10 protein-coding genes and 1 tRNA gene are annotated in these 12,850 nt (G+C 63.5%); 8 read left to right on the forward strand and 3 right to left on the reverse strand.

What is annotated here, in order from left to right:
• Positions 1-4: 4 nt before the first annotated feature.
• A complete protein-coding gene (locus NKJ78_RS09490) occupies positions 5-946 on the forward strand; it encodes a 2-hydroxyacid dehydrogenase (protein WP_023669506.1) in 942 nt (313 codons plus the stop codon).
• 12 nt (positions 947-958) lie between these two features.
• Here NKJ78_RS09490 and NKJ78_RS09495 read toward each other — a convergent pair whose 3' ends face one another.
• Entirely contained in the window at positions 959-1,318 is a 360-nt protein-coding gene (locus NKJ78_RS09495; protein WP_023669505.1) for a hypothetical protein, read from the reverse strand.
• A gap of 104 nt (positions 1,319-1,422) precedes the next feature.
• On the reverse strand, positions 1,423-2,355 hold the full coding sequence (locus NKJ78_RS09500; RefSeq protein WP_023669504.1) for a class I SAM-dependent DNA methyltransferase: 933 nt from the start codon (positions 2,353-2,355) through the stop codon (positions 1,423-1,425).
• Between the two features lie 105 nt (positions 2,356-2,460).
• Here NKJ78_RS09500 and NKJ78_RS09505 point away from each other — a divergent pair, with 105 nt between their 5' ends.
• Positions 2,461-3,471: a ligase-associated DNA damage response exonuclease gene (locus NKJ78_RS09505; protein WP_023712591.1), complete on the forward strand. Its 1,011-nt coding sequence runs from the start codon at positions 2,461-2,463 to the stop codon at positions 3,469-3,471.
• Between the two features lie 244 nt (positions 3,472-3,715).
• Positions 3,716-5,314, forward strand: a complete 1,599-nt coding sequence (locus tag NKJ78_RS09510; protein WP_023738162.1) for a cisplatin damage response ATP-dependent DNA ligase — start codon at positions 3,716-3,718, stop codon at positions 5,312-5,314.
• A 7-nt stretch (positions 5,315-5,321) separates the two neighbouring features.
• Here the strand turns inward: NKJ78_RS09510 and NKJ78_RS09515 are convergent, their stop codons facing one another.
• Complete coding sequence (locus NKJ78_RS09515) at positions 5,322-6,527, reverse strand: hypothetical protein (protein WP_023738161.1); 1,206 nt, start codon at positions 6,525-6,527, stop codon at positions 5,322-5,324.
• Between the two features lie 351 nt (positions 6,528-6,878).
• Between NKJ78_RS09515 and NKJ78_RS09520 the strand changes: the two genes are divergently transcribed.
• From NKJ78_RS09520 to NKJ78_RS09540, 5 genes are all read left to right on the forward strand, one after another.
• Positions 6,879-6,954: transfer RNA gene (locus NKJ78_RS09520), tRNA-Thr, on the forward strand.
• Positions 6,955-7,632: 678 nt separating this feature from the next.
• Positions 7,633-8,814 carry an acyltransferase family protein gene (locus NKJ78_RS09525; RefSeq protein WP_023738160.1) on the forward strand — a complete coding sequence of 394 codons (1,182 nt, stop codon included), beginning with the start codon at positions 7,633-7,635 and terminating at the stop codon, positions 8,812-8,814.
• On the forward strand, positions 8,811-9,923 hold the full coding sequence (locus NKJ78_RS09530; RefSeq protein ID WP_023682047.1) for a glycosyltransferase family 2 protein: 1,113 nt from the start codon (positions 8,811-8,813) through the stop codon (positions 9,921-9,923). Before NKJ78_RS09525 ends, NKJ78_RS09530 begins: the two co-directional genes overlap by 4 nt.
• Positions 9,920-10,966: a glycosyltransferase family 2 protein gene (locus NKJ78_RS09535; RefSeq protein ID WP_023738159.1), complete on the forward strand. Its 1,047-nt coding sequence runs from the start codon at positions 9,920-9,922 to the stop codon at positions 10,964-10,966. Before NKJ78_RS09530 ends, NKJ78_RS09535 begins: the two co-directional genes overlap by 4 nt.
• On the forward strand, positions 10,966-12,762 hold the full coding sequence (locus tag NKJ78_RS09540; protein ID WP_352459229.1) for an ABC transporter ATP-binding protein: 1,797 nt from the start codon (positions 10,966-10,968) through the stop codon (positions 12,760-12,762). Before NKJ78_RS09535 ends, NKJ78_RS09540 begins: the two co-directional genes overlap by 1 nt.
• Positions 12,763-12,850: the final 88 nt, after the last annotated feature.

A 12,850-nucleotide genomic window follows, 5' to 3' on the forward strand; every position in this document is an offset into this window, starting at 1 on the left:
GCAAATGGAAAAAGGCAAAATCCTGCTTGCCGTCACCGGCTTTCATCCGCAGCGCTGGCGCGAGCTGCTGTCGGCCGAGCGCGAAGTGGTGCTGGAGCCGGACGGCGCCTCTGACCCGTCGATCACCTATGCGGTGGTGTGGAAGCAGAAGCCGAACCTCTTGAAATCGCTGCCGAATCTACGCGCAATCTTCTCGATCGGGGCCGGCGTCGACCATATCTTCGCCGATCCCGGCCTGCCCGATGTGCCGATCGTCAAAGTGGTCGCTGACAACCTGACGCAGTACATGACCGAATATGTCGTCTGGCGCGTGCTCGACCATCACCGCCAGGGCATGCTCTATCGTGCGCAGCAGCCGAAGAAGACCTGGCACGAACCGCCGCAGCGGCCGGCCGGTGACATCTCGGTCGGCATTATGGGGCTCGGCAATCTCGGCCGCGCCGCGGCGTCGGTGCTGTTGTCGCTCGGCTTTGCCGTAAATGGCTGGTCGCGCAGCGACAAGGCCATGAAAGGCGTTGCGACCTATGCCGGAGAGGCCGGGCTGATCCCCTTCCTCAACGCCACCGACATACTGGTGGTGCTGTTGCCGCTGACGCCGGACACGCACGGCATCATCAATTACGGCGTGCTGAAGGAATTGCGCAAGCGAAACGGCCTCGGCGGCTCGGTGCTGATCAATGCCGGGCGCGGCCGGCTGCAGAAGGACGCCGACATCTTGCGAGCGCTGGACGACGGCACGCTGAAGGAGGCGAGCCTCGACGTGTTCGAGGTCGAGCCGCTGCCGAAGACCAGTCCGCTTTGGAGTCACCCGAAAGTGTTCGTGACGCCGCACGCGGCGGCGACCTCCGACCCTGTCCACCTGGCGCCGAGCATGTTGCGGCAGATGGATGCCTTCGAGCGCGGCGAAAAGCTTGATAACGTGGTCGACCGCAAGGCGGGGTACTGAGGAAGTTCAGGTTCAGCTCGGCAGGGTGAACTTCTTCTGCTTGTTGGGCTTGCCGCAGTCGCGGCGGACGATCGAGCGGTTCATGGCGTCGATCTTGCCACTTGCCAGATCAGTATCGCGCTTGCTTTTGGAGCGCATATCCGGCGTGAACGGGCCGAAGCCCATCGCTGGATTGGAGAAGCTCGGCTTGGCGTCCGTCGATAGATGGTATTGCTGCGCCAGTTCGTTGCGCTGCGCCAGCAACTGGTCGCAAGGCACGTTGTCATATTGCAGCGACGATTGCACGTCCTGGTCCTGCCGCTCCGACATCGAACTGCCCATGCAGCCGGTCATTGCCAGGCAAGACACCAAGACCATCATGTTCCAGCGCATGTGTTCCTCCTCAATGCCTGCCGAGGGCTTTTCCCGGCTTGTATCCTACCTGATGCCGCGCCAGCCGCAAAAATCCTATTCACGTTTTCGAACAAGACGAGACATCAACCCTTGGACGAAGGCACCGCCAGCGCGGCAAGCCCGTCGACCGGCTGGCGGCGATCCCAGCGGATGACGGTCGGCTGCATCGACAGCACCGACAGGCCGTTTGCGGCAAGCACCCGCTCGACATAGGCTTGAGAATGGGCGTAGCGACGAGACGGCTGCAGCGCGAAACCGGCGTCGCCGCCCGCCCCGCCCTTGGCTGGCTTTTCGACGGAAAAGGCAAACAGGCCATTGGTGGCCAGAATGCCCGCGACGGTCTTCATCACGCGATCGAGCGCGCCGACGTAGATGAACACGTCGGCCGCCACCACCAGATCGGCTTTCGGTCCGGCATAGGCGAAATGCTGCAGATCGGCCTTGGCGAGCAGATCGTAGACGCCTTTGGCGCGGGCCTTTTTCAGCATGGCGGTGGAGATGTCGTAGCCCTCCAGCCGTTCGGCGACCGGCCGCAGTTTCTCGCCCATCAGACCGGTGCCGCAACCAAGGTCGAGCGCCAGCGAAAAGCGGCCCGGTCTTGCCGCGCGAATGGCGCGATCGAGAAACTCCGGCAGCCGGTAGCCGAGCTTGTCGACCAGCGAGTCCTCGAAAGTCTCGGCATAGTGGTCGAACAGCGTCTCGACGAAGGCGCTGGGTGGCGCTGCGGCAGCCGGCGCCTTGCCGATCAGCTGCAGCTTCAGCGCAGCACCCAGGCGATCCGCCGGGTCCAGTTTCAGCGCCGTCGCCCAGGCCTGCGTCGCCAGGTCGAGCAGCCCCGTTGCCTCCTGCATCTCGCCCAGGCGGAACCAGCCCGCCGCCCATTGCGGCGCCAGTTCCAGCGCGCCGAGCAGCAGCTCCGCCGCTGCCGCGTGCTCGCCCGAGCCGAAAAGCATCTCGGCATAGTCGGCGCGACGGTCGGCGGTCAGGTCGCCGGACAAGATTTTCAGCGGTTGCATGGCGATGGCCCCGCCGGCTGATGCGGCCGGTGGCTGGCTGTAGGCCGAGTCAGCAGTCTCTTGCAACAGGCTTCCCGCGCTGGAATTAGCCACTATCTTGACTGGATGCGCGCCAGCGACCTGCTCCATCCCCGGCCTGAAGGCCTTTATTGCCCATGCGGCGATTTCTTCATCGACCCGGTGCGGCCAGTCAACCGGGCGTTGATCACGCATGGCCATTCCGACCATGCCCGATCCGGCCATCGTTCGGTGCTGGCGACGCAGCAGACGCTCGACATTATGGGGTTGCGTTATGGCGAGGATTTTGCCGGGACAACGCAAGCGGCCGTGCTTGGCGAAGCTATGGCGCTGAACGATGTCAGCGTCACCTTCCATCCGGCCGGCCATGTGCTGGGCTCGGCGCAGATCGCGGTCGAGCACAAGGGCAGGCGCATCGTCGCCTCCGGCGACTACAAGCGCCAGAAGGACGCGACCTGCGCACCGTTCGAACCGGTCCAATGCGACGTCTTCATCACCGAGGCGACCTTCGGCCTGCCGGTGTTTCACCATCCGCCCGACACGGAGGAGATCGCCCGGCTGCTCAAATCGGCGGCGCAGTTTCCCGAGCGATCGCATCTGGTCGGCGCCTATGCGCTGGGCAAGGCACAGCGGGTGATGCGGCTGCTGCGCGATGCCGGTTATGACAGGCCGATCTATATCCACGGCGCGCTGGCCAAGCTCAGCGAATATTACCAGAGCCAGGGCATCGACCTCGGCACGCTGGAGCCGGCAACCGTCGACAGCGGCGGCAAGCAGGATTTCACTGGGGTCATCGTTGTCGGCCCTCCATCGGCCTTCGCCGACCGCTGGGCGCGGCGCTTTCCCGACCCGATCTCGTGCTTCGCCTCGGGCTGGATGCGCATCCGCCAGCGCGCCAAGCAAGGCGGCGTCGAACTGCCGCTGATCATTTCCGACCACGCCGACTGGGACGAACTGACCGCCACCGTCAAGGAGACGGGCGCCGGCGAAATCTGGGTGACGCATGGCCGCGAGGAAGCGCTGGTGCGCTGGTGCGAGCTGGAAGGCATCGCCGCCAGGCCACTGCACCTTGTGGGCTATGAGGACGAGGGCGATTGATGGTGATTTTTGATCCAGAAATCGCCGGCGCGGCGATCCTTCCCACCCCCCTCTGGCCTGCCGGCCATCTCCCCCGCAAGGGGGGAGATCAGATGTCACCTCCGCTTTCGCCAATCGCCAACCTCGCAAGATGGGCGGCAAGATCAAGGCTGCCAATCTCCCCCCTTGCGGGGGAGATGTCCAGCAGGACAGAGGGGGGTGTGCCAGAGCGCAAACCTCTGCCGTCAACGCGGTCCTTGCATCCATGAACCGCTTTGCCGAACTCCTCGACCGCTTGGTGCTGACGCCGTCGCGCAATGGCAAGCTGACGCTGCTCGTCGACTATTTCCGCAGCGTCGAGGACCCCGACCGCGGGCTGGCGCTGGCGGCGATCACCGGCGACCTCAACATTGCGGCGGTCAAGCCGGCGATGCTGCGCACGCTGGTCACCGAGCGCATGGATCCGGTGCTGTTCGGCTATTCCTACGACTATGTCGGCGACCTCGCTGAAACCGTGTCGCTGGTCTGGCCGCAAACGCCGGGACATATCCCCAACCGGGAGCCGACGCTTGGCGACGTCGTGACAAAGCTGCAGGCGGCGAGCCGCTCGGACGGACCCAAGGTGCTGGCCGGGCTGCTCGACAGCGCCGGCATTTCGGCGCGCTTTGCCATCATCAAGCTGGTCACCGGCGGCTTGCGCATCGGCGTTTCGGCGCGGCTGGCCAAACAGGCGCTGGCCGATTTCGGCAAGGTCGATGTCGCCGAGATCGAGGAGCTGTGGCACGGGCTGACGCCGCCCTATATCTCGCTGTTCGCGTGGCTGGAAGGCAAGGCCGAGAAGCCGAAGCGGACCGCACTTGCCCTGTTCAGTCCGGTGATGCTGTCGAACCCAGTCGGCGACGGCGACCTCGAAAAGCTCGATCCGGCCGCCTATGCCGCGGAATGGAAATGGGACGGCATCCGCGTTCAGGCGGTGTGCGAGGGCGGCGTGCGCCGGCTCTATTCGCGCACCGGCGACGATGTGTCCGGCGCATTCCCCGATCTCGCCCAGGCGATGAATTTTTCCGCCGCGCTCGACGGCGAATTGCTGGTCGGCGAGCCCGCGGCGACCGGCACGTTTTCGGACCTGCAACAGCGGCTCAATCGCAAGAGCGTGGCCCCGAAGATACAGCAGCAATACCCGGCCTTCATGCGCTGCTACGATGCGCTGCAGATCAACGGCGAAGATTTGCGCGCGCTACCTTTCCGCGAGCGGCGGGCCCGTCTTGAGGCCTTCATCACAACGCTGGACCCGCACCGTTTCGATCTGTCGCCATTCGTCGAATTCCGGGATTGGCAAACGCTGGAGGAACTGCGCCGCGCGCCGCCGCACCCGATTATCGAAGGCGTGATGCTGAAGCGCTGGGATTCGCCCTATCTCGCGGGACGGCCGAAAGGGCCGTGGTTCAAGTGGAAGCGCGATCCGCACACGGTCGATGCTGTGCTGATGTATGCGCAGCGCGGCCATGGCAAGCGGTCGAGCTTTTATTCCGACTATACGTTCGGCGTCTGGTCGGGGCCGGAAGGCGCGGAGGAATTGGTGCCGGTCGGCAAGGCCTATTTCGGCTTCACCGACGAGGAGTTGAAGCAGATCGACAAATTTGTCCGCGACAATACGGTCGAGCGTTTCGGCCCGGTGCGCTCGGTGCGCGCCGACCGCAGCCAAGGCCTGGTGCTGGAGGTGGCGTTCGAAGGTCTCAACCGTTCGACCCGCCACAAATCCGGCGTTGCGATGCGATTTCCCCGCATCTCACGGCTGCGCTGGGACAAGCCGACCGCCGAAGCCGACCGCATCGAGACGCTGCAGGCGCTGCTTGATCGCTAGGCGGCGCTTACGGTTCGATCGAAACGCGGATCTCGTAGATGTCGACCGCCTTGCCCTGCTTGTCGAAGTCGGAGTTGATGGCGATGCTGCCGGCCGCGCCCGGGGGCTTGTCGGGGAATTTCACGTCGAACAGATATTCGTTACGCTGCTGGCCGACCGCATAGCGCTTGCGGCCGCAGTCGCCGAGATCGCCGAAATTGCAGTCGACGGAGATCTGCGTGTCCTTGCCGTCCTCGGCGCGGGCGACGATGTCGAACACGGCATGTTTGCCGGCAAGCTTCTCCAGCACGCCCTGCCCGACATCGAAGCTGATGGCCGAGCCGGAAGCACCGGAGCGGATGCGCAGGAAGGAGCCGGTGTCGTCCTGCACGACATCGGCCTTGGCGTCGGACGGGGTCGCCACATGCGTTGGATCGGTGGGTGTAAACACGTTGATCCAGTCGCGCGTCTGTTCGGCGACACCAGGCTGCTGCGGCTCAGTTGTATCGGCAGGCGGCGTGAAGTCGTCATCGTCGACGGTCGGCGGCGCTTCGGGCGGCGCCGTGTCGAGCTGCGCCGGCGTCTTGAAGACCCCGGTCTGCACGGCGAAATAGAGGCCGATGCCGGCGGCGGCGAGCAACGTCACGCCAAAGAAGATCGCCGTCAGCGGCAGGCGGCGGCCCCTTATCCGCCTTTCATCACGGTCAGGCGCCACTTCCGCCGCGGCCTCGGCCGGCGCGGAATCGGCCATATCGATCGCCGGGGCGCCGGGCAGCGTGGCGTCAGGCATGATGTCGGGGACGACCGGCAGCACGCGCGAACGCGGCGCGTCGGATGCCTCGGGCTGAACCGGTTCATCAACGACGATCGCCGGCGACGGTCCGGCCGCGACACCTGTCGGGGCATCGACCGCGGGCGCTTCGGCGGCGCCCTGTACGGCGTCTTGCGGCTGCGCAACGCGTTGCGTCAGCGCGGTATCTTGTGTCTGCGCAGCGCTCTGCGTCTGCGCGGCGACATCGGGGACCGCGGGCAGGAATTCGGATTCGATCTCGGCGATCTTTTCCTGCACCGCCTTACGGCGCTTGATGGCGGCTTCCACCGTCACGCCGGGATTGGCCTGGAGCACGCGGTCGAGCGCCGCGAAAGCCGACCGATAGACCCGCTCGCGAAATGCCCGGTCCTCGGCGTTGCCTTTCTCGAAGGCGTTGCGGATCGCTTTTTCGATCGCGTCCAAGCGAATTCCCCTGTCCGTTCGCTTACATTGCCATGATCGTTAGCCGCAGGCGACCAATCAATCAACGGGCGAGCGCCCGCATTCTGCCTTACAGGCCTGTTCAACGCCCATTTCGATGCCTTTTAGCAATAAAATCAGTCCGTTTGCCGCCTTGCCGGGCGATTTGCGCGCAGTCCGGCGCGACGTCTCCGCGTAATCGAAAAAGCAAACGAGGCGATGGCTTATTCCGCGCCAATGGAAAATGACGGGACGAATTGCCGGATCCAGCCTTGAAATCACGGTTGCCCATCTTGAATTAGCGGCCGGTTGAGTCTATCACCCAGCCGATCCTGGAGGCTTCGCGCTTCCTGGGCCGCTTTAGCTCAGTTGGTAGAGCACATCATTCGTAATGATGGGGTCAGGTGTTCGAGTCACCTAAGCGGCACCAGTTCTCCATCCGACGCAAGCGTGACGGCAGGTGCAAGGCTAATGCACGTCACTCCCTACGCCAACACCGGCACTTCCTGTCTGCCTCGTCGACATGCGCCATATGGCCGCCGCCACAGGATTGCGTCGTCAGACGCTTGACCATCGACTATGCTGCATCGCGCAAGATCGACAGCCTAGAGAACCCGACAATACAAGCATAATTTATAAGATACAAAACCACTATCTTAGAATAATCTTCGTCAATTTTGACCTATATCAGACACTCCGGATTATAGTTGTGTAATTAAACCGTGCCTTTCTGACATGGTACTACTGCTCATGCAGCATTGCGGACGTGAAAAACCCTCAGCGACGCAACGCACTCGCAAATCATACCCATTTTTAGCACTAACTCACACAAATATTACAGCTCGATAGATATTTTGTGTTGCACTGCACCATTGCCCGGTTGCACCATTTCTTGGGGGATTGGTACTGGGAAGTGCGCCGTGGAGGATTCCGCCAAGTTGATCAGCTTGAATTTTTCGCTGGCCAGCACCGATTTCGAGGCTGCCCCGCGCACAAGGCGCGGGTTTGATGTTGTCGGCGCACTCTCGACGCTGGCAGGCCTCGACCTGAGGCCCGGAATGCAGGGCCGCTGGCTTCATCGGAGATTTCAGACCGGCGGAAATGGCTGATGGCGGTCGCGCGTGACAATCAGTTGGACGCTCTGCGCGCCATCGCTGTCACGATGGTTCTCTATTCCCATTTCCTTGCACCCAACGGGTCCTCCTTTTGGGGCCACATCGGGGTGCGGCTTTTTTTTGTGCTGAGCGGCTTCCTGATCACACGACTGCTGCTCGAAGCGCGCGCCGCGGCCGAATTCAAAGCCGGCCCTGCATTGAGTTCCTTCTACATCAGGCGCGCGCTGCGCATATTCCCGCCCTATTTCGCCGTGCTTGGGTTCGTCTGGCTGACCGATCTGGAGCAGTCCAGTGGATCGCTCGTCTGGCATGCGCTTTACCTGTCGAATTTTTGGTACGCGCTGCGCAACGAATGGACGCCCTGGCTACTCTGCCATTTCTGGAGCCTGAGCATCGAGGAGCAGTTCTATATCGCCTGGCCGCTGGTCGTGCTTCTCGCACCCCGCCGGCGGGTGGAAGCGATCACTATCGGCGTCATCCTGTTGTCGCTGGCCTATCGCTTCTACTGGCCGATCACCGCCACCCCGGCGCTAGCGCGCGACCTGCTGCCGCCAGCATCGATGGACGCGCTGGCGTTTGGTGCTTTGCTTGCCTGCCGGCGGACCAGAGGCGCCGGCCTGCCGCAATGGATGCGGCTAGGCTGGCCAGCCCTTGCGGCTGTCTTCCTGGCGATTGAGTGGCTTATCCCTGCGCCGGCCGATCCTATGCTGGAATGGGCCCGCTGGGCGTTACTGCAGATCCTGCCCCTAGTGCCGCTGGTGGCCGTTGTCGCCGCCTGTTCAGCCGGCGTTGGCGGCGTCCTCGGCAGGGTTTTCGAACTGCCACCGCTGCTGTCACTGGGCCGCATCAGCTACGGCGTCTATCTTTACCATCCGATCCTTCTGTCGCTCGCCGTCAAGTCACAGCCCTGGATCCCGCTCAATGTCTCGGAGCAGGGGCCAGGGCGTTTCCTGGTCGCGAGCGCCGCCACGATCGCCGTCGCTTCGATCTCGTGGACGGCTTTCGAAAAGCCGCTCAACGGCCTCAAGCGCCGCTTCCCCTATGTAGCGCGCCGCCGCTCCCAGGCACGCTCTGGCGATGCCGGCTGGCTCGGCAGGGCGGCGGACGCCTATCCCGGCGGATCCCCCGATGGCCGCGCCGCACTCGAACTCCGGCGAACGGATGCGCAGAGATGACCACCGCGCCGCTCGTCTCCGTCCTGCTGCCGGTCTACAATGCCGGGCCTTATCTCACCGCTGCGCTGGAGAGCATTCTGCGGCAAGACTACGATCGCCTGGAGGTCATCGCTATCGATGACGGATCGACTGACAACTCGCTCGAGATTCTCGAACGATACCGCCGGGCAGACAATCGCGTTTCTGTCATCTCGCGTGAGAACCGCGGCCTCGTCGCCACCCTCAATGAAGGGCTACGACTGGCCCAGGGCGAGCTTGTTGCGCGAATGGATGCGGACGATGTCGCCTATCCCCGGCGCCTCTCGCGCCAGGTCGCACTGTTCGAGCGGCGGCCCGATCTCGGCTTCTGCGGCGCCTGCGTCGATACCTTGCTTCACGGCCGTATCGCCAAAGGCAGGCTAGACCCGGTGTTCCGGCTCGGCCGGCTCGACATATTGTCGATGTTCTTTACGATATTCTTACATCCGACGGTGATCTATAACAGGAAGGTTATTGGGAACAACGATCTCTATTACGATCCAAAATATAGGCATGCCGAGGATTTCGATCTCTTCAGACGGCTTGCCGGCCGTTTCCCGGCGACCATATTGCCCGATAGCCTGCTCGTCTATCGCATCCACGCGGGAAGCGTGACCATGCGGCATGCCAAGGAAATGCGCAGGACGCATTTGCGGATCGTGGCCGAAAATCTCGAGCGTGAGGGGCTTGCGGAAACCACAGCGGATCTGCGCGACATCGGCGAGGCCGTCTCTTTCGACACGGTTTCGCGCGCAGCCGATTTCATCCGTGCGCTCGAAGAGCGGATTTCCGAGCTGCCGACCGACACACGGCCAAGCTTCGAGGCAGGCGCGCTGAACCTGTTCTATTTCCTCTACCAACTCGTCGGCGACGAAGGAGAACCGCCGCTGACCCACGAATTGCTCACGCGGACGGCGAGATGGAATTTCATCCGGCGCCGCGAACAATATGCGCTGCGTCCCGGCGTCTGGGCGCCTTGGCTCAGCCTGCTCTCGATAAGGGCCGGAAAGCGGGCGGACGCGGTGGCGTACTTCTTCAAAACCACGCCGGCCGAAGCGGTGCTTGCGCGTTATCAGCGGGGACTGGTATGACCGACAGGCCCCACCCGCTCCTGCGCGATCACCAGTTTGCGAGTGCACCTGTCCCGACATCTCCCCGATCGGAGCGGCCGTCGCTCGAGGTCAGTTTCATCGTCTGCACGCGCGACCGCGCCGCTGTGCTGGAGGCTTGCATAGCCTCGATCCAGGCCGCATGCCGGGTGCACGCCACCTTCGCGGCAGAGTTGGTGGTGGTCGATAATGGTTCACGGGACGGCACGTCAAAGCGGCTGGCCGCTATCGCCGAAACTTCCGACATCCCAGTCACAGCCGTCTCGGAGACTCGCCCCGGACTAGCCGCTGCCCGCAATGCCGGATTGGCGCGAGCGCGAGGCCGCGTGCTGGTCTTCGTCGACGACGACTGCAAGCTCGACCGCGACTATCTCCGCGATCTGGAGCGGCACTACCGGAGTGGCGAGAAGTGGCTGATCCGCGGCGGCCGGGTCGAGCTCGGTGATGCCCGGGACCTGCCCTTCACCATAAAGCTCCGCGAGGCAAGCGAGCGGCTGACCCCGGCGGTCCACCCCGGCGGCTTCGTGCTCGGCTGCAACATGACCATGCACCGCGACGTCGCGGCCCGCATCGGCTCGTTCGACGAACGCTTCGGCGCTGGCGGCCCGCTACGCTCGGCTGAAGATACTGATTATCTCGTGCGGGCGATGCTGCTCGGCATGCCGGTCGAGTACGTGCCCGACATGACGGTCTTGCATCATCACGGCCGGCGAGACCGCAAGTCGATCGACAGGCTGCACCGCGACTATAGCCTCGGTAATGGTGCGCTGTGCCTGAAACATGTCCGCCACGCCCCTTGGCTGCTTCGCCATGTCTATTGGTCTGCGCGGGCCGCGTTCAGGGAACTGGCGGGCCGTCCTCGCTTTGACCGCGACCTCGATCTGTCGCACTGGCCTATTGTCGTTATGAATCTGGCAGGTGCCGCCAGATTTGCGCTGCTCGTCATGATGGGATGGCCAAAACGGCTGCCGCTGCGCCACGACCGACAAGCCAGCGAAGCCAATGCGGAGGCCAGAGCGCGATAATGTCACTGATTCCGTCAGCCCTGCCAATGCTGCGCCGCGCGCTTGGTGGCAGGCTGTTGCGGCTCGTTCCCGTCGTGGTGGGGCTCGGGCTTGCGGGCGCCGCGCTGGAAGGCCTCGGCATCGGTCTCATCATTCCGCTGCTTGGCATCATTATGGGACGTGGCGAAACATCAGGCATGGCCGGTTTCTCCGCCCTCCTCCAGCAGGTTGGAGCGGACCTCGGCGAGCGCCAGCGGCTGATCGCCATTTCGGCCGCGATCCTCGGTTCGATCGTACTGAAAAATGTCTTTGCCTTCGCCAACACTCTGCTGACCAGCTACATCTACGGCAAGGCAGGTTATTCGATCCGTAGCGCACTGTCGGAGCAGTTGCTCAGGGTCGGCTACCCCTTTTTCCTGCAGCAAAGCCCCGGGCGGCTGCTCAACATCATCTCCAACGAATCCTGGCGAGCATCCGACGCTATCCAGGCCCTGCTCGGCGCGATCGTCAGTGCCTCGGCCGCCGTCATCCTGCTCGCCTTCCTCCTGCTCCTCTCTTGGCAGATGACGCTGCTGGTGACTCTAGGGCTGGCGCTTGTCCAGGTGGCGCACGGGGTTTTGTCGTCCAATCTGAAGGCGCCGAGCCGCAGCGTCGTCTCGCGCAACAGCGCACTGGCGTCGCAGATGCTGCATCTGGTGCATGCCGGGCGCCTGATTCGCATCTTCGGGCAGGAGAACCGCGAAAAGGCGGTCTTCGCCAAAGCGTCCGACGGGGTGCGGCGGGCGGCTTTCGTGCTTTCAATCCGCCAGGGCGTCTTGCCGCCACTGACCGAGGTATTGCACGCAATGCTGTTCCTGGCGGTGGTGATCGGAGCCTGGCTGGCGAATGTAAGCTTCCCGCTGACCGTCGCCTTCCTCATCCTGCTCTACCGACTGCAGCCGCATATGCGGGCCTTGCAGATGTCCTGGAGTCAGTTGCAAGGCATGAGCGGCTCGCTGGAGGAGGTACAATGGCTGCTCGATCCTTCCGACAAGCCCGAGGCGCCGCAGGGCAGCCTGCCGTTCGACGGCTTGCGCCAAGGGATCAGCTTCGATGATGTGAGCTTCGCCTATTCCGGTCCCCTGTCAGGCCCCGACGCGCGCGAGGCGGTGCTGCATAAGGCGGTGTTCGATATCCGCAGCGGCCGCTCGACGGCGCTGATCGGCCGCTCGGGCGCCGGCAAGACGACGATCGTCAATCTCCTGTGCCGCTTCGTCAAACCCGACAGCGGCAGGATCCTCGTCGATGGGGCACCGCTCGATGAAGTGGACCCAAGCCAGTGGCGGCGGAACATTGCCCTGGCCAGTCAGGAGCTGGAACTGGTCGATGGCACCATTTTTGAAAACATTATCTACGGCTACGACACGGCGTCGGCCAGCGACGCCATGCGCGCCGCAAGGCTGGCCGAGGCACATCAATTCATCGAGCACCTGCCGCAGGGCTACGCGACACTGGTCGGATACCGGGGCATCAACCTGTCAGCCGGACAAAGGCAAAGGATCGCCCTGGCGCGGGCGCTGGTGCGCGATCCCGATATTCTCATCCTCGACGAAGCCACCAGTGCGGTGGATGGGTTGTCAGAAGCCGCTATTGTCGAGACGCTGAAATCGCGGGCCGGCCGCCGCACCACCATTGTCATCAGTCATCATTACAGCACCATATCGTTCTGCGACGACGTGGTGATCTTGAGCCGCGGTCGGGTGAAAAAACAGGCCCCCTTCGCAACCCTGGCAATGCTCAGCATGGACGAGCTTTACCAGCACGGAGCGGGTGAGTGATGGGGGCGCACCCCAACCTGCGACGCGGCTTGCGCCCGGCAGCTCGCAGATCGCGATCAATCCTGCCGGCAAACCACCGCCGCGACGC

The organism is Mesorhizobium sp. M0037 (assembly GCF_040323635.1).
Taxonomy (GTDB): Bacteria; Pseudomonadota; Alphaproteobacteria; order Rhizobiales; family Rhizobiaceae; genus Mesorhizobium.

Bases quoted from the DNA above. Each gene is read 5' to 3' on its own strand.
- NKJ78_RS09525 (WP_023738160.1), top strand. From the start codon at position 7,633: ATGGCGGTCGCGCGTGACAATCAGTTGGACGCTCTGCGCGCCATCGCT.
- NKJ78_RS09510 (WP_023738162.1), top strand. From the start codon at position 3,716: ATGAACCGCTTTGCCGAACTCCTCGACCGCTTGGTGCTGACGCCGTCG.
- NKJ78_RS09500 (WP_023669504.1), bottom strand. From the start codon at position 2,355: ATGCAACCGCTGAAAATCTTGTCCGGCGACCTGACCGCCGACCGTCGC.
- NKJ78_RS09505 (WP_023712591.1), top strand. From the start codon at position 2,461: ATGCGCGCCAGCGACCTGCTCCATCCCCGGCCTGAAGGCCTTTATTGC.
- NKJ78_RS09490 (WP_023669506.1), top strand. From the start codon at position 5: ATGGAAAAAGGCAAAATCCTGCTTGCCGTCACCGGCTTTCATCCGCAG.
- NKJ78_RS09540 (WP_352459229.1), top strand. From the start codon at position 10,966: ATGTCACTGATTCCGTCAGCCCTGCCAATGCTGCGCCGCGCGCTTGGT.
- NKJ78_RS09535 (WP_023738159.1), top strand. From the start codon at position 9,920: ATGACCGACAGGCCCCACCCGCTCCTGCGCGATCACCAGTTTGCGAGT.
- NKJ78_RS09530 (WP_023682047.1), top strand. From the start codon at position 8,811: ATGACCACCGCGCCGCTCGTCTCCGTCCTGCTGCCGGTCTACAATGCC.
- NKJ78_RS09495 (WP_023669505.1), bottom strand. From the start codon at position 1,318: ATGCGCTGGAACATGATGGTCTTGGTGTCTTGCCTGGCAATGACCGGC.